Consider the following 23,181-nt stretch of genomic DNA (forward strand, 5'->3'; position numbering starts at 1 on the left):
GCCCCAGCACCGGCCCCGCCCCCGGCGCGGTCTCGGTCAGCGAGCCGTCGTTGAGCGAGGCGACGGCGCCGCTGTGCTGACCGGCCAGGTAGAACGCGGTCGGCCGCGCGTCCGGCGGCGGCCAGGCTTCGGCCGAGCGGTACGCACCCTCGCCGTTGACGTAGAACCGCACCGCGGGCTGCTCCATCACCGCGTTCTCGGCGCCCTTGAGGTGATGGTCGTACCAGGGCAGCAGCTCGTCGCGGTGGAATTGCTCGTCGAAGTAGTACTGCTGCGCCGCGGCGAACCCGGAGGGGTGCGCGACCAGGAGCTTCTTCGGCCCGCTGACCCGCTCGTAGCCGTAGAAGTTGCCGCGCAGGTGCAGCGCGGCCTTGCCCCACACGCCGATGGAGAACACCGGGATCTCGACCTCCGGCAGCTCCCAGAACGGCGATCTGCGGCGCTGCCACTCATCGTCGAGCGGGTGCGAGAGCACGTCGTAGACGAACTCGTGCTTGTCGCCGACGTGGAAGTCGATGCCCTTCAGCTCGTGCTGGTAGAGCACCGATCCGAACAGCCAGCTGCTCAGGAAGCCCTGGATCGGGATGCCGCCGTGGTACATCCAGTCGCGGTACATGTCGGTCGCGCCGTCGTAGGCGACGATCGTCTTCAGGTGCGGCGGCCGGGTCCGCGCGGCGTTCCACTGGCTCCAGCAGTAGTGCGACATGCCGATCATGCCGACCGCGCCGGTGGACCACGGCTGGCCGGCCACGTGCTCGATCATGTCGTGGATCGCCTCGCCCTCGCCGCGCGAGACCGGGTCCCAGGTCCCCTCGGAGCGGCCGGTGCCCGGGAGGTCCATGGCGACATAGGCGTAGCCGTTGTCCAGATACAGCTGGATCGGGCCGTACTCGGTGAACGGGAACACGCCGTTGGGCGGCAGATAACGCAGAGCCTTCTGATAGGGAGAGGCACCCAGCACGATCGGGTACACGCCATCTCCGTTCGAGGGCAGGTACACGTCGGCACGCAGCAGGTCTCCCGTGCGTCCGAGCACTTCGACTTCAAAGGGCGATACGTCGACGTCGACCATGGTGATCCATTCCTGTCTGCCGGGGCTGGACGAACCAAGCGTGCAGCGGGATCTGGTGAGCCGACGTCACCAAGTCTTGGTGATCCGTTTGGTGGTGCGGGTGATCCACTCGGCGCTACATTTGACGCATGCGCGACCGGATCGTCTCCCGTGGCGCGCTGTTCGATCAGCTGGACCGCGCGGGCCGCATCACCGAGATGTCGGCGCCCGCCGGGAGCGGCAAGACCACCCTGCTCCGGTCCTGGGTCGAGACGTCCGATCTGGCCGTGCGCGCGGCGGCGCAGGTGTCCGGCGAGGCGCGTGATCCGCAACGGTTCTGGCCGACGGTGGTCGCCGCACTCCGCGGCACCGCGATCGGCTCGGCCCTGGTCAGGCCGCTGACCACGGCGCCCGATCTGGACGGTTGGGCCGTCGTCGAGCAATTGCTCTCCGATCTCGGCCCGCTGGCCGAGCGCCTCTGGCTGATCATCGACGATCTGCACGAGCTGGCCGGCACCCAGACGCTGCACCAACTTCAACTGTTGATGATGCGGGCACCGGCCGAGCTGCGGTTCGTGCTGGCGACCCGGCATGACATGCGACTGGGCCTGCACCGGCTCCGGCTCGACGGCGAGCTGACCGAGATCCGCGCGTCCCAGCTGCGTTTCACGCGGGAAGAGAGCTGCGCCCTATTCGACGCGGCAGGGGTGATCCTGTCCGAGAAGGCTGTCGACCTGCTGTACCGGCGTACCGAAGGCTGGGCCGCCGGGCTGCGGCTCGCCGCGCTGTCACTGGCGGGCCACCCGGACCCGGAGCGGTTCGCGGCCGAGTTCTCCGGCAGCGAGCGCACAGTGGCCGACTACCTTCTGGCCGAAGTGCTGGACCGGCAGCCGGAGCATGTCCGGCAACTGCTGCTGCGGACCTCTGTGCTGGAAAGAGTGAACGGCGAACTCGCAGACCTGCTGACCGCGGGCTCGGAAAGCGAACAGATCCTGCTGGACCTGGAGAACGCGGGCGCGTTCGTGCTGGCCGCGGATCCACAACGGTCCTGGTTCCGCTACCACCGCCTGTTCGCCGACCTCCTTCAGCACGAACTGCGGCGCACCGACTCGCCCCGACTGCCCGCCCTGCACAGCACCGCCGCCGACTGGTACGCCGCGAACGGATACGTGATCGAGGCCGTCCGGCACGCCCAGGCGGCACAGTGCTGGGACCAGGCCGTGCGCCTGCTGTCCGACCACTGGGTCGACCTGTACCTCGACGGCCGGATCGGCACCGCTCAAGAACTCCTCGCCGGCTTCCCCGCGAGCGTCGCCACCGCTGACGCCGAACTCTCCGTCCTGATGGCGGTCAGAGACCTCGACCACGGGTCGCTGCTGAAGGCCGAGCGCCGCCTGGCCCTCGCGGTCGACCAGTCCACGGCGGTGCCCGCCGACCGGCGTACCCATTTCGAGGCCATGTGCACGGTCCTTCGCCTGCGCATCGCCCGCCGACGGGGAAACCTCCCGACAGTGGCAGAACAGGCACAGCGGCTGCTCACAGTGGTCGAGACCGCGGACGCGCAGCGGTTGGGCATCGGCGACGGGTTACAGGCTCTGGCCCTGATCAGCCTGGGCAGCACCGAAATATCCGCACTGCGTATCGGTGGCGCCAACCGACACCTGGAACAGGGCATAGAGCTGGCACGGCGGATCGGCCGGCCGTATCTCGAACTCGCCGGACTCGTCCATGAGGCACAACTCGTGGTCGCCAGTTCCTACACCGCCGGCGCCGATCTCAGCCTGCGGGCGATCGAACTGGCGAAGCGACACGGATGGAACGACAAACCGGTCACCGCCGTCGCGCACACGGTGCACGCCGCCGCGCTCGTCGCCCAAGGGCACACGCTGGAAGCCGAGTTCTGGATCAACCAGGCCCGACGCACGCTGCGCGCACAGGAAAACCCCGTCGCCGCGTTCAAGCTCCACTACGTTCACGCCCGCATCCAGCTGGCCCGCGGCGAACACGCCGCGGCGCTCGCCACCCTCGACGAAGTCGAGCAACTGTCACGCGCCCTCGGCACACCGCACGTACTGCGGCCGATGGCGCGTGCGCACATGCTGCATGCTCTGATCCGGTTGGACGAGACCGAACGCGTCGAGCAGATCCTCGCGGACCTGGACGCCGACGAGCGCGACGGCACGCCGGCGCGGACTGCGGAGGCAGCGCTGCGATTCGCGCAGGGCAACCCGCAGGCGGCGCGCGACTTGCTCCCGTCAGCTGCCGACGACCCGCGGGCTGGGACTCGTCCGCTGTGGCGAGTGACGGCATTCCTTCTCGACGCCATGGCCTGCGACGCCCTCGGCCGTCCGCACGATGCCTCCGACGCGCTGGAGCGAGCCTTCGACGCCGCCGCACTGGACAACCTGCTACTCCCGTTCCTCCTGCACCCCGCACCCGCCTTGCTCAAGCGGCATGCCGGGGCGCACACCGCGCACACCGTGCTGATCGGTGAAGTCCTGAGCCGGCTTCGGGCAGACGAGGACGCGGCCCAGACGTCCACGGCGCCGGGGGTGTCGGTGTCGGTGACGGTGCCGGCGCACCTGCGCGAGCCGCTGAGCGGAAGCGAAATGCGAGTGCTGCGATACCTGCCGACCAACCTGTCCGGGCCGGAGATCGCCGCAGAGCTGTCGCTGTCGGTCAACACCGTCCGTACGCACATGCGGCACGTCTACCAAAAGCTCGGCGCGCACAGCCGTTTCGAAGCCGTGGAACTCGCCCGCTCATACGGCCTGGTGGCGCCGAGGCCGCCACGGAATGACCGCTGACGTCCGCCGCTGATAGTCCGCATACTCCGGGTACCGGGAAACGCTGATGCTCTCGGTGAAGCGGGTCGAGCCGATGAACAGCGCGGTCAGAAGCACCGCGCCGAGCACCGTCCAGGGCACCGCTCGGGCCGCCGCCACACCGAACCCCGCGATCACCCACCACTGCGCCTGCTCGAAGAAGAAGTTGGGATGCCTGGAGAACCGGAACAGGCCCGTGGTGAGGAAGCGCGCCGAAGGCTCGCGACCGGCGTCGAGGTCGGCTCGCTTCGCCTGCTGGAATCGCCACTGCTGCTGGTCCGCCACCGTCTCGCCGAGGAGGAACCCGGCGAACAGCACAGTCAGGATGCCGTCCGCGATGCCGAACGACGTCCGGTGGTCCAGCGCGGTCTTGGCCGGCAGAGTGATCAGCAGGAGGATCGCATTCTGGTACAACGTGATGAAGAAGAGGTTGAAGAGCTGGAACTGCCAAGGCGCCATCCGGGCCCGTAGCACCGCCCAGCGGTAGTCCTCACCGCCGCGCGCATAGCCGCCCTTGCGCGCGAAGTTGAAGGTGAGCCGCACTCCCCACAGCGTGACCAGGCCGAACATGACGTTGAGACGCGCGTCGTGGAAGCCTGCCGCTCCGGCGAAGATCCCGGTGTAGGCCAGGGGGACGAGCGACCAGATCCGGTCCACCCACGAGTATTCGCGCGTGAGGACCGACATCAGCCAGGTCGTGAAGCTGACTCCTGCGTACACATACAAGCAGATCCTGAGCGCGTCCATAGGCCGACTGTAAGGTCCTGCATCGTAGAAGGGCAGCACCACCCCGCCCTACGATCAGGCCATGACAGAGATCCTCGATACCGCCGTGGTGGGTGCCGGGCCTTACGGCCTCTCGGTGGCGGCGCACGCTAAGGCGCGTGGCTCTCGTACCCGGGTGTTCGGCACGCCGATGCGGGCCTGGGCCGAGCACATGCCGGTGGGCATGAAACTCAAGTCCGAACCGTGGGCCTCGCACCTGTCGGACCCGCGCGGCCGGTACACGCTGAAGGCCTACTGCCAGGTCAACGGGCTGCCGTACGCGCACGGTCTGCCCACGCCCATTCAGACGTTCGCCGACTACGGCCGGTGGTTCCGACAGCAGACCGCGCCGGACCTGCACGAGACCGACGTGCTGCGGGTCGACCGGGAAGGCCCGGTGTTCGGGCTGGAGCTGGCCGACGGGTCCTCGGTGCGGGCCCGCTCGGTGGTGCTCGCCGTCGGCTTCCTGCCGTTCCCGCGGATCCCCGAGGCGCTCGCCGGGCTTGAGGCGCCGCAGGTGCTGCACAGCAGCGCGGTGAACGAGGTGTCCGGCTTCGGCGGCAAGCGGGTCGCGGTGGTCGGCGCGGGCCAGTCGGCGGTGGAGACCGCGGCGCTGCTGGACCAGGCGGGGGCGGAGGTCACGCTGGTGGCGCGGGCCGGCACGCTGAAGTGGAACGACCTCCCCGGGGACCTCGCCGCCGGCTGGTGGCAGCGCCTCCGCTACCCGGACACCGGCCTGGGGCCCGGGTGGTACAACAAGGTGTTGGCCGACATGCCGATCCTGTTCCGGCGGTTATCGGGGGAGCGCCGCGTGAAGATCGTCGCCAACACCCTCGGCCCGGCCGGCTCGTGGTGGCTCCGCGAGCGCTTTGAGAAGTCGTTCGACGCCGAGCACCTCCGCACCGGCACCCGGATCGCCTCGGCCCGGCCGGAGGGTGACAGGGTCCTGCTGGAGCTGTCCGACGGCCGGGAGCTCGAGGCCGACCACGTGGTGGCCGCGACCGGGTACGAGGTGGATGTCAGGAAGCTGACGGTGCTCGGCGACGGGCTGCGAGGCCGGGTCCGCGGCCTGCGGGGTTCGTACGGCCCGCCGGACCTCGGCGCGGGCTTCGACACCTCGGTGCCCGGGCTGAGCATCGTGGGGCTGGCGGCGGCGGCGACGTTCGGGCCGTCCATGCGCTTCGTGTTCGGGTCCGCGTTCGCGTCCCGCACCGTGGCGGCGAGGTTGCCGCATTGAGAGCGACCGAGGATTGGTGGCCGGGCGGGCTGAGCGACATTGGGAAACCAGCGTCGGAGCTCCGAGCCTGGCCGCACCGGTGCCTTGCGGCGCTGCGCTTGCAAGCCCATCGCCCACGACGCTCGTGCCGATTTGCGCGCAGGCGCGGGCCGGGTCGAGGGCGATGGTCCGGCACGCCCAGGCTCGTTCCCGCCGAGTTTTCCGTGCGCTGCGGCGGCTGCGCCGCCTCGCCAGACCGGCCACCAATCCTCGGTCGCTCTAACGCGGGAAATCCGCGTCGGCGGATAGATCACGACTCCGTGCGTTTTAGCAGGACGATGACTACCTTGAGCTTCAACATAAGATGATCGCCATGTCACCGAATGCGTCGGTGGACGCGGATACCGCGACCGACGCCGTGCTTCTGAAACTCGACCGGAACATCTTCCACCACGGCGGGCTGGGCGTGATCCGCAGCCTCGGGCGGCTGGGGATCCGGGTCCACGCCATGCGTGAGGACCGGTTCGCTCCGGCCGGGTCATCCCGATACGCCCGCGGGTCGGCGTTGCCGATGCCGGCCCGCCCCGATCCCGACGACGTGCTCGAACTGCTGGACCGGCTCGCCGGCCGGCTACCCGGCCCGGCCCTCCTGGTCGCCACGGACGACGCGGGGGCGATCCTGCTGGCCGAGCACGGCGACAAACTGCGACCCCGCTACCTGTTCCCCCACCCCCCGGCCGACTTGCCGCGCCGGGTGGCCGGGAAGGCGACGCTCGCCGAGATCTGCCGCGCCGCCGGGGTGCCGCATCCGGCGACCATGGTTCCGGTGGATGCCGCCGAGGCCACCGCCTTCGCGGATGCCTACGGATATCCGGTCGTCGCCAAGGTGAATCTGCCCTGGACGGCGGACAAAGCGGTCGGATTGCAGAGCACGACGGTCATCTACAGCAGGCACGAGATGCTCGGGCTGGTCGCCCGGGCCCGCCGGGCGACCGGCGACGGCCCGGACACCGGCCTGCTGCTCCAGGAATACCTCGCGCCGGGGCCGGCCGGCACACGCCAGGACTGGTTCTTCCACGGCTACTTCGACGCGAGCTCGCGCTGCCTGTTCGGCCACACCGGGATCAAAGTGCGGTCCTTCCCGGTGCATGCCGGCCTGACCAGCTACGGCCGGTGGGCGCCGAACGAGCGGCTGCGCGGGGAGGCGGTCGCCCTGTTGTCCGGGCTGGGCTATCAGGGGACTGTCGACCTCGACTACCGGTGGGACCCGCGGGACGACAGCTATCGGCTCCTGGACTTCAACCCCCGGCTGGGCGCCCAGTTCCGGCTGTTCCAGGACTCGGCCGGCATCGACGTCGTCCGGGCCCTGCACCTGGACCTCACCGGGCGCGGCGTCACCGCGGGGGAGGCGGTGCCGGACCGGACCCTGGTCGTGGAGAACTTCGACCCGATCGCCGCCCTCGCTTATCGGCGGGAGGGGCGCCTGTGCATGCGCGACTGGCTGGCCTCTGTGCGCAGCGCGGACGAGGCTGCCTGGTTCGCTTTCGACGACCCCGCGCCGTTCTTCCTGACCGGCGCTCGGACGCTGTGGCAGGCCGCGGAACACCGCCTGCACCGATAGGGCCACGAACTCTGATCAGCGCTATGCACGACCCAGCGCTACCGACGACCACGCGCCGCGACGGCCTCGCGGTACCAGGATTCGTACTCGTCGAGGCAGCGGTCCAGGCCGAACGCCTCGGCCCGCCGGGCCGAGCCCGCGCCCAGCCGCGCCAGCTTCTCCGCGTCGCCGACCAACCCGGCCAGCGCCTCGGCCAGCGCGGCCGCGTCGCCGGGAGCGACGAGCACACCGTTGTCCGGCCCGACTAGTTCGGGCAGCGCCCCGATCCGGCTGGCGACCAATGGCCGACCCAGTCCCAGCGCCTCCAGGGCGGTCAGCCCGAAGATCTCCGGAGTGGTCGACGGCACAGCGAGCAGCGCGGAGCCGCGCAGGCACTCGGCGACCTCCGGCGGCGTCAGCCAGCCGCGGAACTCGACCGTGCCGGCGGCCACCAGCTGGGCGGCCCGAGCCTCCAGCCGGGCGCGCTCCGGGCCGTCGCCGACCACCACGAGCCGGGCCTTCGGCTGCGTCCGAGCCAGGATGCCGAACGCTTCCAGCAGGACGTCCGCCCCCTTCAGGGGACTGAGCCGGCCCACGTAGACCGTCTGCCACACGTCCGAGGCCGGGGCCGGGGTGAAGACCGGGTCCACGGCGTGCGGGATCACCCGGACCGGCACCGGGCCGGCGTCGGCGCGGATCAGCTCGGCGACGAACCGGCTCGGGGCCGCGAAGCCGTCGATCCGGCGCAGCCCGAGTAGCCGGTAGGCCGGGCGCATCAGGAAGCGTAGATGCAGGTAGCGGGGCAGGGCGGCGGGTGTGATCCGGCCGGCGTTGTCGGCGACCTGCCAGCGCAGCAGCTTCCGGGTCCAGTCCTCGGGACCGTGGATGGTGAGGATCCGCACGGCGCCGCGGGTGGCCGGGAACACGGCCGGGCCGAACCCGCCGACGGTGTGCAGATGGACGCAGTCCGGCCGGAATTCCCGCATGATCCGTCGCACCTCGCGGTACGCCCGGTGATGCCAGACGAACCCGGCCAGCTTGCCGACCGGGCCGCCGGCCACCGGCTCGACCAGATCGTCGGCGAACACGGCCCGGTCGCCCGCCGGGGCGTCCAGGGCCACCACCCGGACCTGGTGCCCTCGGGCGGCCTGGCCGTCCCGGAGCATACGGACGAACTTCTCCGCGCCACCGGCCTCGAAGCCCAGATTGACGATGTGCAGAATTCTCACCGGCGCCGCGCAATCCTCGAAATGTCAGGGTTCGAACCGCCCGGGATCGAGAATCGGCACAAGCACACCGAAGACGGCCGAACCATGGGACTATGAACCCTTACAGGCGGGAAATCATAATGGCGAACAGCAAGCGACGGCACTGGACGTTCGTCGGGGCCGCCGCGGCCGCGATCGTCCTGGCCGCCGGCATCGCGACCGCCGTCTCCGGCGGCGACCCCGGCGAGCCCAAGGCGTTCGGCAACCCGCCGTCGGCGGCCGCGACCGCCACGGACACCTCCGGCGCGACCACGACCCCGGGTGCCGGCCAGAGCTCCGCGCCCGGCACCGCCGCCGGGACCGGGCCGGCCGCGAGCGACACCAAGACCTTGTCGCCGGCCGACCTGAAGTGGGGTCTGGACTACAGCGACACGCTGACGTTCGACACGCCGGACCAGCTCAACACCGCGCTCGACGACGCCAAGCGACTCGGGATGGACTACATCCGCGTCGACTTCGGCTGGGAGGACTATCAGTCCTTCGCGAACTACCCGCCGGACTTCTCCAAGTTCGACAACGTCGTCGCCGGGGCGAACGCCCGCGGCCTGAAGGTGCTGGCCACCATCGACTTCCCGCCGCCGTGGGCGCGCCGGGCCAGTTGCAAGGACACCGCCGCCTGCCCGCCCGCCGACAACGCGGTGTTCGCGAACTTCGTGAAGCAGGCGGTGGCGCGCTACTCGGCCCGGGGCGTCCACTACTGGGAGGTGTGGAACGAGCCCAACATCACGGCCTGGGCCCCGCTCCCGGACCCGGCGGACTACACCAAGCTCTTGGTGACGGTCTCCGCGGCGATCCGCGCCGCCGACCCGCACGCCTTCATCCTGATGGGCGGCCTCGCGGCGGACCACCCGAGCCCCGGCGCGCCGTTCATCGCCCCGTACGACTTCATCACCGCGGTGGCCAAGGCCGGCGGGTTGAAGGCGGTCGACGGGATCGGCTACCACCCCTACCCCGACGGCGACCCGGCGACCAGCAGCACGTTCCTGGCCATCAGCCAGTCGCCGAAGAGCATCATCACCGCGCTGAACCAGGCCGGGGCCCCGAACATGCCGATCTGGATCACGGAGACCGGGGCGAACATCCCGGCCCTGATCTTCGGGCCGCCGGACCAAGTCAAGCCGCAGGAGGCGCAGCAGGTGCAGCAGGCCAAGCGGGAGGTGGACGTGCTGTCCTCGTATCCGAACGTGGCGTCGTTCTTCTGGTTCTCCTACCAGGACTCGCCCCCCGACCGCCTGTTCTTCGGGCTGCGGCGGGGCGACGGGACCTACCGGCCGGCGTTCGACACCCTGCAGCAGATCATCGCCGACGCGAAGAAGGCGCAATGAGCGCGGGCCGGGCGCCACGGGTCTCCGTGCTCATACCGTGCGCCCCGCGTCAGCACTACCTGGAGGAGACGCTGCTCTCCATCCAGAAGCAGACCTTCCAGGACTGGGAGGTGGTCCTGGTGCTGGACGGCGAGTGCGAAGAGAACCGGCGCATGGCCGCCGTGCTGCCCGCCGACCAGGTCCGGATCGTCCTCACCGCGCGCCCCCGCTCCGGCATCGCCGCGGCCCGCAACGCCGGTCTGCCCGAGTGCCGCGGCGACCTGGTGGCGTTCTGCGACGGGGACGACCTCTGCGAACCCGGGCGATTGGCCCAGCAGGTCGCCGAATTCGACCGCCGTCCCGCCCTGGGGATGCTCGCCACCTGGTCCCGCCGCTTCGACAGCGACAGCGGTGCCGACCTCGGCCCGCGCCGCTGCCCGGCCGAGTCCGACGCGCTGGCCCGCAAACTGTTGCTGTTCAACGCGGTGACCGTGTCCACGGTGATGGTGCGGCCTGAGGTGGTGCGCGAGGCGGGAGACTTCCGCGACGCCGCGGTCCAGTGCGAGGACTACGACCTCTGGCTCCGGATCCTCGGCCGGGCCGAGGCGGCCGCGCTGCCGGAGGAGCTGGTGCGCTACCGGGTGCACGAGGGGCAGTTCAGCCACCGGGCGAAGATCATGCCGAGCAGCGGCCTGTTGCGGCGTGAGAAGCTGGCGGCGGCCCGGCGGCTGGGATACAGCGTGCCGGTGGCCCGGATGAAGCATCTGGCCTGGGTGGGGGTCCAGTTGGTGAACCGGCGCTGGTAGCAGTCGGTGGCGGGGCGCTCGGGCGCCTGCTCACTGGCTGGGCGGTCGCCAGGGGCCGTCCGCCGCGCCCGCCCCCGAGGCGTCATCCACCGGCGGCTCCGGTCCCGGCTCCGGGCGCGGATCGCGATCTTCTTCGGGCTCCGGCCGGAAGAATGACTCGGGCACGTTGATCGGCCGGACGATCGGCGGCTCCGGCTCCGATGACGGCCGCGGCACTGTCGGTCGCGCCTGGCGGGGCACCGACCGGGGCCGTACTCGCAGGCCCCCGGCCCCGACCGGCCGCCAGCTCTCCCGTCCGTAGAGCTGCGGCGGGGCATGGCCGGCATCTTCCGAGCCGTACGCGTCGAACCGGTCGCTTCGCCCTCGTGCCTCCGGACGGTTCCACGGGAAGAACATCGGCTCGGTGATCGCCGTCGAGTCGTTCACCGCGACCCGCGCGAAGTCCTGCTCGGGCTCCAACCGCTCGGCGGAGCCGTGGTCCTCGCCGGCCTGATCCAGCGCCGCCATCTTCGCCCCCGGCACGAACGCCACGGCGAACAGCCCCGAGGCCAGGTTCCCCAGCGCCCAGGCCCAGCCGATCCAGTTCAGGCCCCGGTGGGCGAAGCCGAGCGCCAGCGCCAGCGTCGTGAGCAGGTACACCAGGTTGCTGCCGAGCAGCGCCGTCATCCGCCCCGTGATCCGCAGCGCGCTGCTGGCCCAGGTGTGGAACGCGACCGCGAGCGCGCCGAGCGCCAGTATCGTCAGCAGCCCCTGCGCGTGTCCCGGGTACTTGCTGCCGAACAGGCTCAGCAGCGGCTCGCGCACCAAGATCACGGCCGCGACGCCCGGCACCATCACCGCGGTCATGATCGTCGCTGACCGCTTCATCAAGCTGCGAAGTTGCTCGGGGTCGTGGGCGCCCTCGGAGAAGAGCGCGTCGCCGATGGCGTAGGAGCCGGTCGAGAGCAGGGCCGCGATCTGCGAGCCCAGATAGTAATAGGTGACGTCGTCCGGGCCCAGCCAGCGCAGCGTGATGATCGGCAGGGCGAGCTGCGGTATCAGGTTCAGCAGCGAGGAGAACTGTGTGGTCGCCGAGTAGCCGGCCGTCTCCCGGATCCGGGTGCCGCCGAGCCGGAAGGAGAATCGGAAATCCAGCTTCCGGTACATGAAGTACAGCGAGGCCAGGGTGGCCACGACGTAACCGGTCCCGGAGGCCGCCACGATGCCCATGGCGCCCATGCCGACCACGAACACCGGGATCGCCAGCTTGGCCACGCTCTGGATGAAGCCGTCGACCAGCGTGTTGTATTCGGCCCGGCGCGCGGCCATGAAGACCGAGTCGGTCACCAGGTTCACCGTGGCGAAGACGCAGATGACGATCAGGACCAGCGCGTAGACGGGCTTGTCGCGGACGAAGGCGAGATCCGGGGAGATCAGCCTCACGGCCAGGACGTAGCCGGTGCCCAGAACGAAGCTGGCGGCCGCCACGAGCGCCAGCATCATCGACACCTGACGGTGCCGCGCCGCGCCGCGGGCCGGGAACCGGATCATCGTGGCCCCGAACCCGAACGTGCTCAGGAACGAGATGAGCGAGATCGCCGACAGCAGCGTGGTGGCCAGGCCGATCTGGGTCGAGCTGTAGAGGTGGGCGACGAGCGCCCAGAATATGAAGCCTATGCCGGCGGTGAGGCCGGCGGAGGCCATGAGGAACAGGGAGTTCCGGAGCATCTTCGTGCCCGGGCCGCCGCCGGCGTCCTCGGCGTCGGTGCCGTCGAGCTCTGAGCTGTCGAGTTCCGAGCCATCGAGGTCTGAGTCCTTGAGCCCTGGGCCGTAGAACTCTGAGTCAGTGTCCGGATATGCGGCGTCCGGGTCGCCGGACTTCCGGTCATCGGGTTCTGATTCGGTGGCCGCCCGGCGGTGCCCCCTAGCCATGTCGGGTCTTCCGGACCCGCAGGCCGAACAGGCAACCGGACAGCAGCACGAAGCACAGCACGGCCGTTGTGCCCTCCGACGGGTGTGCCAAGAAGTGGGTGAGCCGGTACCCGGTGGTCCAGGGGTGGATCAGGTTATTGAGGCACAGGTAGACCCATACCAGGAACGCGTACCCGCCGATCGCGGCCAGAGCGGCCTCGGCCGGGTCCGGCCGGCCGGCGCGGCGGGCCCAGAACGTGCCGGTCCGGGCGCGCAGCGGGTACGCGCAGCCGAACGACACCGCAAGGCTCAGGGCACCGAAGGTGTCACGCCGTATCGGCAGCACGGTGCTGACCGGCGTGCTGAGCACGTCGGGCCGCAGCACCGCGACCAGGGCCACATAGGCCCAGCCCAGCAGCCCGGCGACCATCAGCGTCTCGGCGGCGGGCCGGCACAGCGTCCTCATACGTCATCCCCGGTCGGCGGAACTCGTTCTCGGGCGGATCGCCGCGCGGTAGGCCTCGATCAGTAGGGAAGCGTGCTCCGGCCACGCGAAACGCTCCACCGCGTACTCCCGGGCGTACTTGCCCATCTGCCGGCGCAGCTCGGAGTCCGCGGCGATCTCCCGCAGCCGGACGCGAAGCGTCTCCGTGTCCCGGTTCACCAACGATACGCGATCACGATCCAGGTCATAGGCCGCGTAGCCGGTGTCGTCGGTGGTCAGCACGGCGAGCCCGGAGCTCATCGCCTCCTGGACGGTGAGCGGGAAGCCCTCGGAGGTCGAGGGGAGGGCGAAGACGTCGCAGGCCCGGTAGGCGGCGGCCACCTCGGCGGGGGCGAGGGAGCCGAGGTAGAGCACTGATTCCGCCGCCCCGGCCAGCTCTTCGGCCGGCCCGCCGGCGAACACCAGCCGGTAGCCCGGATCGGCCGCCGCTAGCAGCAGGTCGAAGCCCTTCTTGGGCACGAACCGCCCGACGAACAGCACCAGCACGCCCGCTCGCGGCAGGCCCAGCCGCTCCCGCTCCGCGGCCTGCTCGGCGGCGTCCCGGATCGGCCGGAACAGTGTGGTGTCGACGCCGTTCGGCAGGTGGCGCACCCGCTCCGGCCGCGCGCCGAGGCCGCGGGCGAAGGCCGCGACGTCGGAGTTCATGGTGAAGACGGATCGCGAGCCGCGCATGAGCAGCCGTCCGGCCGTCGCGTAGACGGCCTTCTGGACCAGGCCCACGGCGGCCGAGTCGTGGTGCACCAGCGCCACGTGCTGCGTGGCCACTATCGGGGTGCGGGTCAGCTTCGCCGCGGTGAGCGCGGCCCACGACGTCAGATAGAAGGCATCGTGGATGTGCACGACGTCAGCCCACCGCGCCCAGCGCACCGCGCGGCGCAGCAGCTTCGGTCCCGGGATCGGGAACGGCACCCCGGCCTTGCGCTCCAGCCCGTTCCAGGCCCGGACCCGCACCACCCGGACCCCGTCCTCGACGGTGACGCTGCTCCGTTCCCCGCTGGTGAGCACTGTCACCTGCACTCCGGCGGCGGTCAGGTGCCGGGCCTCGGCGTGCACGACGTTCTCTATGCCGCCCAGGTGCGGCGGGTAGTAGTGGCTGACCATAAGGACTTTGAGTGGTCCGGCGTCGTCGTGGCTCATCGGTAGATCTCCACTCCGGGACTGACGTAGATCTTGTCCTTCAGGTCTTCGAGCAGGGCGGTCGGGTACACATACGGCACCGCCGTACCCCGATAGTCGATGGACGCCCGATCCTGGTCCACCTCCGCGTGACCGAGCATGACGTAGCTCCCGGGTCGCAGCAGGAGCGGATCGACCGTGCCTTCGGCCGGACCGATGTAGACGCTCTGGATCCGCTCGAAGACGTCCTGGCTGGTCTGGAGCAGCATGGTCTGCTGCGCGTCGGGCGGGATGTGGTCGTACACGCTCTGGAGCCAGGCGGCCGCGTCCAGCTCCTCAGGGGTCGGGAAGTACTCGTCGTAGTACTGGCCGGAGTCGGACAGCGCGAGCTGCGGCGGATAGCCGCCGGTGAAGCGCGGCACGACGCCGGTGAGGTCGATCGCCATCACGGCTAGCACCCCGGCGAGCACCGGCGTCCGGTAGCGGCCGCACCAGCGCAGCGCCCAGAGCAGGCCGGCGGCCATGAACGGGCCGAAAAAGAAGATGCCTTGCTGGAGCGCTCGCAGGACGCTGTAGTCGACCGTCAGCTGTGGCACGAGCGTCAGCAGGACCAGGACCGCGATCGAGCCCACAGCCAGCGCGGCCTGGTCCCGGCTCGGGGTCAGCTCGGCCCGGAGCCGCCGGTAGCGCAGGCCCAGCAGGGCCACGGCCGTGCCGATCACCAGCAGTAGCTGGATCGCGGCGGCGATGCCGAAGCGGACCAGGCCGTTCAGGCTCGCCACCGGCAGGCCCAGGTGCTGCAAGCCGGTGCCGACCGAGGTCAGCGGCAGGTCCGGGATGGAGGTGACCGGGGTCGGGGCCTTGTCGATCACGTCTTGCGGGTACAGCAGACCCTGGTCGCGGTCGTGGGCGGTCGCGGCGCGGGTCTCGGCCAGGTAGGCGGCCATGCGCTGGTCGTCGGTGACGTTGGAGCCGCCGACCAGGCTGTTGCTGGTGTCGGCGGAGCCGACGTCCGAGGAGTGGCCGATGACCTCTTTCCACGAGGAGAGCAGAGTGCTGGTCAGCTGCCCGCTGGTGTGGGTGATCGGACCGGCCCAGGCCACGGCCAGGACCGCGGTGAGGGCGACCAGCCAGACGGTGAGGAACGCCGGGGCGGCCCGTTCCGGCGCCGGGTCGCCACTCGGATCCCGGACGGGGACTGAGCCCTCGCTGTCGTCCTCGCTGCTGTCCTCAACGTAGTCCCAGTCGCCGTAGTCCCAGATGTCGGCCGGGTCCCGCCGGCTGTCCCGGGTCCGCCGCCGCTCGCCGATCCGGTCCAGCAGCCGCCAGGCTGTCGTGACCACCACCCCGGACCCCAGGACCATCACCAGCACATACGCGGTCGCGTAGTGCGCGAGCACGATCCCGGCCAGCAAGGGGATCATCGCGTAGCGCCGCAGCCGGGCGTCGCGGTGCTGCTCGGACATCACCACGGCCACCGCGCCCAGCACGACGAACGCGATCTCCTGGCGTGCCATGTACGCCATGTCGGTGAAGAACGTCGGGAAGGTCAGGAACAGCGCCGCGGAAAGCAGGGCCACCTGCCGTGACGCCAGATTGTGGACCGACCGGAACAGCGCGACCGGAGCCACCGCGAACATCAGCGGGAAGACGATCTTCCAGACCCCGGTCGCGGAGATCGCGGTGAGTTTGGTCAGCGCCAGCGGCAGCAAGGTGATGCTCAGGCAGGCGTTGTACGAGGTCGGATAGTCCGTGATCACCCAGCGCCCGCCGCCGAGGTTGAGCCGGTAGACCTCGTACTCGACCTGGATGTCGTGCCCGGTGATCAGCCAGCCGCGCAGTGCCGTCAGCAGCAGCAGGGCGGCCGCGCCGAGGAAGACGCCCAGTTCCAGCACCTCGACCGCGTATCGGTTGTGCCGGATCAGCAGCAGCGCCAGCAAACCGGCGATCGCCGTGTACGCCAGCATGCTGACTTGCGGGCCGAGCCCGTTGTTCAGCCGGGTGGCGCCCGCGACGGCCAGGACCAGGCACAGCGCGCCGTAGCCCGCGACGACCCGCAGTCCGGGCAGGTGCACCCGCCGGATCCGGGCCCACGTCCCCTCTCCGCACTCCGGGGACAACGCGCCGATCCCCAGGTCCACCAACGCGAACCCGGCCGCCAGCGGCACCTCCGCGAGCGGCCTGCTGTAGCCGACCAGCGGTGCGCCGAAGTTCACGAGCAGCAACACAGCGAAGTCGGTGACCACGGCGAAGCCGAAGGCGAGCAGCAGCGCGGAGTCCAGCCGGGACACGACGCGCCGCGCCAGGGCCACCCAGAACACGGTCGGCGCGCCGAGGATCAGCCACAGTCCGGCCACGGTGGCCAGCGGGCCGGGGAGGTAGTGGGCGCCGAAGGAGGCGGTCACACCGGCGAGGACGACGCTCGCCAGGAGCGCTTTTCTGGCGTCCGAACTCTCCGTCTTCAGAATCCCACCTGCTCGTAGACGTCCTCGATCGCCGCCACGACGCGGTCCCAGCGGCTGTCGGCGACCCGCGCCGCGCCCGCCGCCGCCGGGGCGGCCAGCGCCGAGCGGTCCCGGGCCAGGCCGTCGATCGCGGTGGCCAGGGCTTGCGGGGTCGGCTCGACGAGGATCCCCACGCCTTGGACGGTCTCGATGTTGCCGGGCACCGCGGTCGCCAGCACCGGCAGCCCGGCGGCCATGGCCTCCAGCACCACCAGCGCCATGCCCTCCCGGTCCGACGGCAGGACGAACAACTCAGCGTCCTCATACTCCTTGACCAGGTCCTCGCCGTGCTTGCGGCCGACGAACTCCACCCGGTCGTCCAGCCCGAGCCGGCTCGCCTGCGCCAGCAGGGCCTGGCGCAGGTCGCCGTCGCCGACGAGCCGCAGCCGCACCGGCTCGGTGACCCGCGCCATCGCGTCCAGGAGCCGGGCGACGTTCTTCTGGACGTCGAGTCGGCCGACGAACAGCAGCCGCAGCGGATCAGGATCCGAACCGGTCGCAGGCTCCGTACTCGCCGCGCGCAGCGGCAGGAAGAACTCTTCGGCGACGCCGTTGGGGACCACGTGGACCAACGCCCGGTCCACGCCGTAGCGCTCGGCCAGGAAGTCGCGCTGCGACTCGGTGAGCACGATGACCCCGGCCGCGCCCCGGACGACCCGGCCGAACAGGTGTGTCTTGTAGAACGGCAGCAGTCGGCCGAGCGGCCCGGAGGCGTCGACCTCCATGTGGAAGTGCAGCAGGTACTTCAGGCCGCGTATTCGGGCACTGATCCAGACCTGCTCCGGCACGACCGCGGTCGCGCAGTGCAGATGGATCACCGTGCCGCGCCGGATCCGCAGCAGCGAGCCGAACATGCCGGGGGCGAGCGAGGTGTGCGCGACGGTCAGCGCCCGGTGTCGCCGGACCTTGACGCCGCCCTGCTCGACCGCTCTGTGCGGCGTGCCGTCCGCCTGGTTGTCGGTGGTGACCACGCTGACGTCGTTCCGGGCCGCGAGCCGGGTGGCCAGGATCTGGACCACCTGCTCCAGGCCGCCGAGCAGCGGCGGGTAGTTCGGGGTGACCTGAACGATGTGTCGGCGCTTGCCCGGCGCGGAGCCGGTGCCGGGTATGTGCTCGGGGGAGCTCTGCTGGGTCATGCCACCGCGATCTTGTAGTGGAGGGTCTCATCGCTGCCGGTGAGCGAGACCCACACGTAGTCGGCTTGGGGGTTGACGGGCATGCTGACGACGGCGCTCAACGCCTGACCGTCCCACTTGAGGTCGGCGCTCTGGCTGTCGTCGACCCGGCCTTTGGCGTCGACCGTCCACACTCGGACGCTGTAGGCGTCCGTGCTGGTGTCGACGGCGTGCACACTCACCGGCACGGTCAGGACGGTGCTGTCGACCCGCGGCGGTGAGGTGAAGTAGAGGGCTGTGTACGGCTGCGGTAGCCGGGTGAAGGAGTTTCGCAGCTCGGTGCGGATCGGCGGCAGCGCGAGCAGGACGCCGACGGCTGCGACGCCCGCCGCGCTCATCGTGAGCCGTCGGCGCTGCCGTGTGAGCAGGGACCGGATGGCGGACGATGACCGCGGTGACTCGGCGTCGAGGTAGGGGACGGGGATGGTGTTGGCGTTCGGGCCGGTATCAGGACCGGTATTCGGGTCAGCCGGCTCTGGGGTCGGCTGCGGCAGTGGCTTCCGGAATCGCGCCGCGAACAGCCGGGCGAACGCATCGCTCAGGCGGCCCTGCCGCTGCTGGGCTGGCATCCCGGTGTTGCTCCTTCTGCCTCTGCCACGATCGCCGATGACACGTTCACCGAACGCATTACCGGGAGCAGATCGCGCTTGGCCTGGTCTTGGTGGGAATCGCCGGACGCCGGGCCGTCGTGCCGGATCCGGTGGCCGAACTGTTGGGCCAGATTACGAACACCGTCGCGCACTGAGTTGAGCTTCACATCGCCGCCGCGCACCCGGTACTCGATGGTCGTCTCGGCCACTTTATAGCCAGCGAGCACCGCCGCGTTCTTGATCTCCTGGGAGAAGGCCATCCCCGGGGAGCGGACGTCCACCCCGGCCCAGACCCGCTGGTGGAAGACCCACATTCCGGACTGCGAGTCGCGGATGTCGTGCCGGAAGATGAGCCGGCTGAAGAAGCTCAGGATGTGGTTGGCCCAGAAGTGGGAGTGCTTCATGGCGCCGCGGTTGCCCGAGTGCAGGCGGTCGGTGGTCAGGAAGTCCGCGCCGGAGCTCTCCAGCTTGGCCAGCAGCTCCGGGAGGTAGTCGAACGGGTAGGTCCGGTCGGCGTCGCCGGAGGCGATCACCTCGCCCTCGGCGGCGGCGAAGCCGGCCTTGTAGGCGTTGCCGTAGCCCTGTTCGGGCTGGAACACGACCTGGGCGCCGCAGGCCCGCGCCAGCGCCCCGGTCCCGTCGCTGGAATTGTTGTCCACCACGACGATCTCGGTCGACCAGCCCAGGTCGGCCAACTGCGATACCGGTATGGAAGCGATTACCTCTTCTATGTTTCCAGCCTCGTTATATGCTGGAATTACAACCGACAGCGAACGCATTCGAGTCCCCCCAAGGGAAAAGTCTGACGGTGGTACCCGCCGAGCCTTGCAGCCCGCATCGGCTCGTGGCGGAAGGTGTACGACAGCTTACGCGTGGTGCAGGTATTCGGGGGGCGTGTGAAGGAAAGGATTCTGAGATAAAACACGGGTGATCGAATTCACCTCGGGCACCGTGTCGGCGTGCGCTCTGGAATCAGTCGGTATTCCGGCCGGAAATCCGGCGGTGGAGCCGATACGTGTAGAGCATTTTGACAATGTGCTTCGATGTATGGCCTTGGCCGACGTAGATTCTCGGCAGGGCCTGCGGCCCCAGGGACAGCCGGGAGATGATCGCGCAGGCGTAGTCGTAACCGGCCTCGGCCACCGCCGAGCGGGCCGCGGCGTCCATCGACCCGTAGGCGTAGCAGTAGCCGCTCAACGGCTTCCCGACGAGGTCTGACAGCTTCCTGCGACTGTCCGCGACCTCCGTGCGCAGCACCTCCGGGTCCGCGCCGGCCAGGGCCACGTGCATCGCGCCGTGCGACCCGACCTCGAACCCGGCGTCGGCCCAGCGCCGGATCCCGGCCTCGTCCAGCAGCGGCCACGGGGTGCCCTCGTCCCACTCGTTCGCCCCGCCGATCCGGCCGGACAGAACGAAGGACGTCGCGGAGAAACCGAAGCTCTGCAAGATGGGCAGCGCGTGCTCGACGGCATCGGCGTATCCGTCGTCGAAGGTGAGACCGATCAGCCCGCGCGCCGACCCGGCGGCGCGGGCGGCGAGCAACTCGGCCACGGAGACGCCGCGCAGCCCGCGACGGCTCAACGCCGCCATCTGCTCTTCGAACCGCTCCGGGGTCACGGCCAGGTCGTTCGGGTCGTGCGGACGGACGCCGATCGAGTGGTACATCATGATCAACGGCAGGTGCGGCAGGCGCCGGCCTGATGGTGCCGAGTCGTGGGAAAGCGCTGCGGTCATTGGGTTTCCGACTCCAATACAAGTCGAAACGGCCGGTCTGCCAGTGGGCAGCATATGCCCCGGTACCTCGATCTCAGCAGCGTTCCACGGAAGAGGGCCGGGCTCATCCGGCCAGATCGTCAGATTCGTCGGCGCGGTCGAGGACCGATCGGTGTCGTCGCAGGCCCCTGACAGCGCGAAGTGGTCGCCGTGCGGCAAGGGCGGGCCGGTGGTTCCGCGAGTCGGCCGCGAATGTTGCGAGAGTGCCGGCGAAATGTTGCGAGAGTGTGTTGACCGCGGTGATCATGGGTGCGATTATTAGTTTGTCAACTTTACGAACGAACCCGACGGAGTCCTCATGGCCGACCAGTCCTCGCGCCTGCTCAACGTGCGAGCGGTGATGGACCAGCTCCAGACCTCCGGGCCGCTGAGCCGGGCCGAGCTGGCGCGGCGGTGCCGCCTGTCGAAGCAGACGGTCTCCGAGGTCGTCGCGCAGCTGGAGGCCGCCGGCTGGCTGCGGGCGACGGGGGAGAGCGTCATCGGCGGCGCCGGGCGCTCCGCCGCGCTGTACGAGGTCGATCCGGCCTCCGGGCTGGTCGTCGGCGTCGATCTGGGCGGGACCAAGATCCGGGCGGCGCTCGGCGACTTCGGCGGCGCGGTGCTGCGCGAGCAGACCGTCGCGACCGATCCGCGCGGCGGACACGTCGTCATCGACCAGATCGCCGAACTGGCGCGGGGCCTGGCCCAGGCCGAGGGCCTGGACGTCGGCCGGGTCGCCTGCCTGGCGCTCGGCAGCCCCGGCGCGCTCGACCGCCGTACCGGCGTCATGGCGTTCGCGCCGAACATCCCCTCCTTCGGCGACCTCGACGTCGCCGCCGAGCTCGGCGCCCGCCTCGGCGGGGTCACCACGGTCGTGGAGAACGACGTCAACGTCTCCGCGCTGGGCGAGCAGTGGGCCGGGCACGGACGCGGGCTCCAGGACTTCGTGGTGATCGCCGTCGGCACCGGTATCGGCATGGGCATCGTCGTCGGCGGCGAGCTGCGCACCGGGGCGACCGGGGCCGCCGGCGAGATCGGCTACATGCCGATCGGCGCCGACCCGTTCGACCCGGCGAACCGCGCCAAGGGCCCGCTGGAGATGGCCACCGGCGGCGAGGCACTGGCCCGGCGGTACGTCGCGCTCCAAGGCACCGCCGCCGCGGGCCCGGTCGCCGGCGATCGCCACCTGGTTCCGGCCGTCTTCGACGGCGCGGCGCGCGGCGACTGGCCGGCGATCGCCGCGCTGCACGACGAGGCCCGGGTGCTGGCCCTCGCGATCAGCGCCGTCGCGGCCGTCCTGGACCCCGAGCTCGTGGTCCTCGGCGGCGGCATCGGCGCGCGCGAGGAGCTGTTGCGACCGGTCCGAAGCGTGCTCGCGCAGCTGATGGCCCGGCCGGTCGAGGTCCGCGCGAGCGCCCTGGGAGATCGGGCCGGACTGTTGGGCGCGGTCGCCGTCGCGCTGCGGACCGCCCAGGAACAGCTCTTCGCCGCGCCCGCCCCCATAGGCATCACAGTGCCCGCCCCCGACCTCGACCGCCTGTCCGCCGGCCGCCTGCCCGTCTGAAAGGAGAGCCAGCAGATGTTCCTCGACCTGCTCCGCCGCCGCAATCCCGCCTTCCTGGAAGCGGCGATCTCGCTGCACCAGAGCGGCGCTCTGCCGCCGAACACCTATGTCGTCGACCTGGACACGGTCCAGGCCAACGCGCGCCTGATCAAGGCCGAGGCCGACAAGTTCGGGCTCGAAGTGTTCGCGATGACCAAACAGCTCGGCCGCAACCCCGACGTCTGCCGGACGCTCCAGCGTGCGGGCCTGGACACGGTGGTCGCCGTCGACATGCCCGACGCCCGCGCCACGAGCCGGGCCGGGATGCGGCTCGGCCACCTCGGGCATCTGGTCCAGGTCCCGCGCGGCCAGGCCGCCGAGGCCGCGGCTCTGGACCCCGCCAACTGGACCGTCTTCAGCGAGAACAAGGCGCGCGAGGCCGCGGCCGCGTCCCGGGCGCTCGGACGCGACCAGGCGCTGCTGGCGCGCGTCGTCGCGGCCGGCGACACGTTCTACCGGAGCCAGGAGGGCGGGTTCGTCATCGATGAGGGCCGTGACATCAACGAGATCGCAATGCTCTTCGACGCCCTGGACGGCGCGCATTTCGCCGGCATCACGACCTTCCCCGCGCTGCTGTTCGACGCGGCGGCGCGCACCGTCCAGCCGACGCCGAACCTGGAGACGCTGCACCGGACCGTCGAGGCCCTGGCCAAGGCCGGACGCGAGGGGATCCGGGTCAACGCGCCGGGCACCACGTCGTCGGTGATGCTCGAAGCGCTCGCGAACGCCGGCGCCACCCAGGTCGAGCCCGGGCACGGGCTGACCGGCACGACGCCGCTGCACGCGACCCGGGACCTGCCGGAGGTCCCGGCCGTCGCCTACCTGTCCGAGGTCTCGCACCTGCACCGGGGCGAGGCGTGGGCGTTCGGCGGCGGGCTGTACGTGGACCCGGTGTTCCCGCCGTACCAGGCGCGGGCGCTCGTCTCGGGGTCGCCGACGGTCTCGGCGGACGCGCTCTACGACGTCGAGATCCCCGATCCGGCGACGATCGACTACTACGCGCCGATCGGCGGATTCCCCGAGGGCGCGATCCGCGAGGGCGACACCGTCCTGTTCGGCTTCCGGATCCAGGCGTTCGTGACTCGCGCCTACGTCGCCGGCATCCGCGGCGTCGCGACCGGACGGCCCGAAGTGGCCGGTGTCTACGCCGCCGACGGATCGGCCGCCGACCTCCCGGGGTGACCGCCCCGCCCACGTCACCTACGTCACCA

Annotated in this window: 18 protein-coding genes; 7 read left to right on the forward strand and 11 right to left on the reverse strand. The window is 70.6% G+C overall.

Annotated features, from left to right (window positions below; translation table 11 throughout):
- Nucleotides 1-1,072 (reverse strand): CocE/NonD family hydrolase (locus IZR01_RS14220; RefSeq protein ID WP_194896507.1); only part of this gene is annotated, 1,072 nt, incomplete at its 3' end.
- Nucleotides 1,073-1,200: 128 nt separating this feature from the next.
- Between IZR01_RS14220 and IZR01_RS14225 the strand changes: the two genes are divergently transcribed.
- On the forward strand, nt 1,201-3,858 hold the full coding sequence (locus tag IZR01_RS14225; RefSeq protein WP_194924092.1) for a winged helix-turn-helix domain-containing protein: 2,658 nt from the start codon (nt 1,201-1,203) through the stop codon (nt 3,856-3,858).
- On the opposite strand, the gene IZR01_RS14230 is transcribed toward IZR01_RS14225, so the two are convergent.
- Nucleotides 3,814-4,623, reverse strand: a complete 810-nt coding sequence (locus IZR01_RS14230; protein ID WP_194896505.1) for a DUF1295 domain-containing protein — start codon at nt 4,621-4,623, stop codon at nt 3,814-3,816. The genes IZR01_RS14225 and IZR01_RS14230 overlap by 45 nt on opposite strands.
- Before the next feature lie 61 nt (nt 4,624-4,684).
- On the opposite strand from IZR01_RS14230, the gene IZR01_RS14235 reads away from it, so the two are divergent.
- A complete protein-coding gene (locus IZR01_RS14235; protein WP_194896504.1) occupies nt 4,685-5,878 on the forward strand; it encodes an FAD-dependent oxidoreductase in 1,194 nt (397 codons plus the stop codon).
- Nucleotides 5,879-6,230: 352 nt separating this feature from the next.
- On the forward strand, nt 6,231-7,478 hold the full coding sequence (locus tag IZR01_RS14240; RefSeq protein WP_194896503.1) for a carboxylate--amine ligase: 1,248 nt from the start codon (nt 6,231-6,233) through the stop codon (nt 7,476-7,478).
- A gap of 38 nt (nt 7,479-7,516) precedes the next feature.
- On the opposite strand, the gene IZR01_RS14245 is transcribed toward IZR01_RS14240, so the two are convergent.
- Entirely contained in the window at nt 7,517-8,686 is a 1,170-nt protein-coding gene (locus tag IZR01_RS14245) for a glycosyltransferase family 4 protein (RefSeq protein ID WP_194924093.1), read from the reverse strand.
- Between the two features lie 119 nt (nt 8,687-8,805).
- Here IZR01_RS14245 and IZR01_RS14250 point away from each other — a divergent pair, with 119 nt between their 5' ends.
- Together IZR01_RS14250 and IZR01_RS14255 are read left to right on the forward strand one after the other, a co-directional pair.
- The gene (locus tag IZR01_RS14250; RefSeq protein ID WP_194924094.1) at nt 8,806-10,050 is read left to right on the forward strand and encodes a cellulase family glycosylhydrolase; all 1,245 of its coding nucleotides are present in this window, start codon (nt 8,806-8,808) and stop codon (nt 10,048-10,050) included.
- A complete protein-coding gene (locus IZR01_RS14255) occupies nt 10,047-10,835 on the forward strand; it encodes a glycosyltransferase family 2 protein (protein ID WP_194924095.1) in 789 nt (262 codons plus the stop codon). The genes IZR01_RS14250 and IZR01_RS14255 overlap by 4 nt, the downstream gene beginning before the upstream one ends.
- Before the next feature lie 30 nt (nt 10,836-10,865).
- Here the strand turns inward: IZR01_RS14255 and IZR01_RS14260 are convergent, their stop codons facing one another.
- The 8 genes from IZR01_RS14260 to IZR01_RS14295 form a co-directional block, all read right to left on the reverse strand.
- The gene (locus IZR01_RS14260; RefSeq protein WP_194924096.1) at nt 10,866-12,746 is read right to left on the reverse strand and encodes a lipopolysaccharide biosynthesis protein; all 1,881 of its coding nucleotides are present in this window, start codon (nt 12,744-12,746) and stop codon (nt 10,866-10,868) included.
- On the reverse strand, nt 12,739-13,191 hold the full coding sequence (locus IZR01_RS14265; protein ID WP_194896498.1) for a hypothetical protein: 453 nt from the start codon (nt 13,189-13,191) through the stop codon (nt 12,739-12,741). Before IZR01_RS14265 ends, IZR01_RS14260 begins: the two co-directional genes overlap by 8 nt.
- 3 nt (nt 13,192-13,194) lie before the next feature.
- Complete coding sequence (locus IZR01_RS14270) at nt 13,195-14,367, reverse strand: glycosyltransferase family 4 protein (RefSeq protein WP_194924097.1); 1,173 nt, start codon at nt 14,365-14,367, stop codon at nt 13,195-13,197.
- Nucleotides 14,364-16,751, reverse strand: a complete 2,388-nt coding sequence (locus IZR01_RS14275) for a DUF2206 domain-containing protein (protein WP_194924098.1) — start codon at nt 16,749-16,751, stop codon at nt 14,364-14,366. The genes IZR01_RS14270 and IZR01_RS14275 overlap by 4 nt, the downstream gene beginning before the upstream one ends.
- A 56-nt stretch (nt 16,752-16,807) precedes the next feature.
- A complete protein-coding gene (locus tag IZR01_RS14280; RefSeq protein ID WP_194896495.1) occupies nt 16,808-17,986 on the reverse strand; it encodes a glycosyltransferase family 4 protein in 1,179 nt (392 codons plus the stop codon).
- Nucleotides 17,983-18,594, reverse strand: coding sequence for a hypothetical protein (locus tag IZR01_RS14285; protein WP_194924099.1), 612 nt, complete (start codon nt 18,592-18,594; stop codon nt 17,983-17,985). Before IZR01_RS14285 ends, IZR01_RS14280 begins: the two co-directional genes overlap by 4 nt.
- Nucleotides 18,564-19,394, reverse strand: a complete 831-nt coding sequence (locus tag IZR01_RS14290) for a glycosyltransferase family 2 protein (RefSeq protein WP_194896493.1) — start codon at nt 19,392-19,394, stop codon at nt 18,564-18,566. Before IZR01_RS14290 ends, IZR01_RS14285 begins: the two co-directional genes overlap by 31 nt.
- Before the next feature lie 193 nt (nt 19,395-19,587).
- Complete coding sequence (locus tag IZR01_RS14295) at nt 19,588-20,349, reverse strand: polysaccharide deacetylase family protein (protein WP_228555196.1); 762 nt, start codon at nt 20,347-20,349, stop codon at nt 19,588-19,590.
- A 337-nt stretch (nt 20,350-20,686) separates the two neighbouring features.
- Here IZR01_RS14295 and IZR01_RS14300 point away from each other — a divergent pair, with 337 nt between their 5' ends.
- On the forward strand, nt 20,687-21,931 hold the full coding sequence (locus tag IZR01_RS14300; protein WP_194924100.1) for an ROK family protein: 1,245 nt from the start codon (nt 20,687-20,689) through the stop codon (nt 21,929-21,931).
- A 15-nt stretch (nt 21,932-21,946) separates the two neighbouring features.
- Nucleotides 21,947-23,152: an alanine racemase gene (locus tag IZR01_RS14305; RefSeq protein WP_194924101.1), complete on the forward strand. Its 1,206-nt coding sequence runs from the start codon at nt 21,947-21,949 to the stop codon at nt 23,150-23,152.
- Nucleotides 23,153-23,181: the final 29 nt, after the last annotated feature.

Source organism: Catenulispora pinisilvae, from assembly GCF_015356865.1.
GTDB lineage: Bacteria > Actinomycetota > Actinomycetes > Streptomycetales > Catenulisporaceae > Catenulispora > Catenulispora pinisilvae.

Excerpts from the sequence above, each read along its gene's own strand:
- IZR01_RS14225 (WP_194924092.1), top strand. The coding sequence starts at position 1,201 with ATGCGCGACCGGATCGTCTCCCGTGGCGCGCTGTTCGATCAGCTGGAC.
- IZR01_RS14230 (WP_194896505.1), bottom strand. The coding sequence starts at position 4,623 with ATGGACGCGCTCAGGATCTGCTTGTATGTGTACGCAGGAGTCAGCTTC.
- IZR01_RS14235 (WP_194896504.1), top strand. The coding sequence starts at position 4,685 with ATGACAGAGATCCTCGATACCGCCGTGGTGGGTGCCGGGCCTTACGGC.
- IZR01_RS14240 (WP_194896503.1), top strand. The coding sequence starts at position 6,231 with ATGTCACCGAATGCGTCGGTGGACGCGGATACCGCGACCGACGCCGTG.
- IZR01_RS14250 (WP_194924094.1), top strand. The coding sequence starts at position 8,806 with ATGGCGAACAGCAAGCGACGGCACTGGACGTTCGTCGGGGCCGCCGCG.
- IZR01_RS14255 (WP_194924095.1), top strand. The coding sequence starts at position 10,047 with ATGAGCGCGGGCCGGGCGCCACGGGTCTCCGTGCTCATACCGTGCGCC.
- IZR01_RS14260 (WP_194924096.1), bottom strand. The coding sequence starts at position 12,746 with ATGGCTAGGGGGCACCGCCGGGCGGCCACCGAATCAGAACCCGATGAC.
- IZR01_RS14265 (WP_194896498.1), bottom strand. The coding sequence starts at position 13,191 with ATGAGGACGCTGTGCCGGCCCGCCGCCGAGACGCTGATGGTCGCCGGG.
- IZR01_RS14270 (WP_194924097.1), bottom strand. The coding sequence starts at position 14,367 with ATGAGCCACGACGACGCCGGACCACTCAAAGTCCTTATGGTCAGCCAC.
- IZR01_RS14280 (WP_194896495.1), bottom strand. The coding sequence starts at position 17,986 with ATGACCCAGCAGAGCTCCCCCGAGCACATACCCGGCACCGGCTCCGCG.
- IZR01_RS14285 (WP_194924099.1), bottom strand. The coding sequence starts at position 18,594 with ATGCCAGCCCAGCAGCGGCAGGGCCGCCTGAGCGATGCGTTCGCCCGG.
- IZR01_RS14290 (WP_194896493.1), bottom strand. The coding sequence starts at position 19,394 with ATGCGTTCGCTGTCGGTTGTAATTCCAGCATATAACGAGGCTGGAAAC.
- IZR01_RS14295 (WP_228555196.1), bottom strand. The coding sequence starts at position 20,349 with ATGACCGCAGCGCTTTCCCACGACTCGGCACCATCAGGCCGGCGCCTG.
- IZR01_RS14300 (WP_194924100.1), top strand. The coding sequence starts at position 20,687 with ATGGCCGACCAGTCCTCGCGCCTGCTCAACGTGCGAGCGGTGATGGAC.
- IZR01_RS14305 (WP_194924101.1), top strand. The coding sequence starts at position 21,947 with ATGTTCCTCGACCTGCTCCGCCGCCGCAATCCCGCCTTCCTGGAAGCG.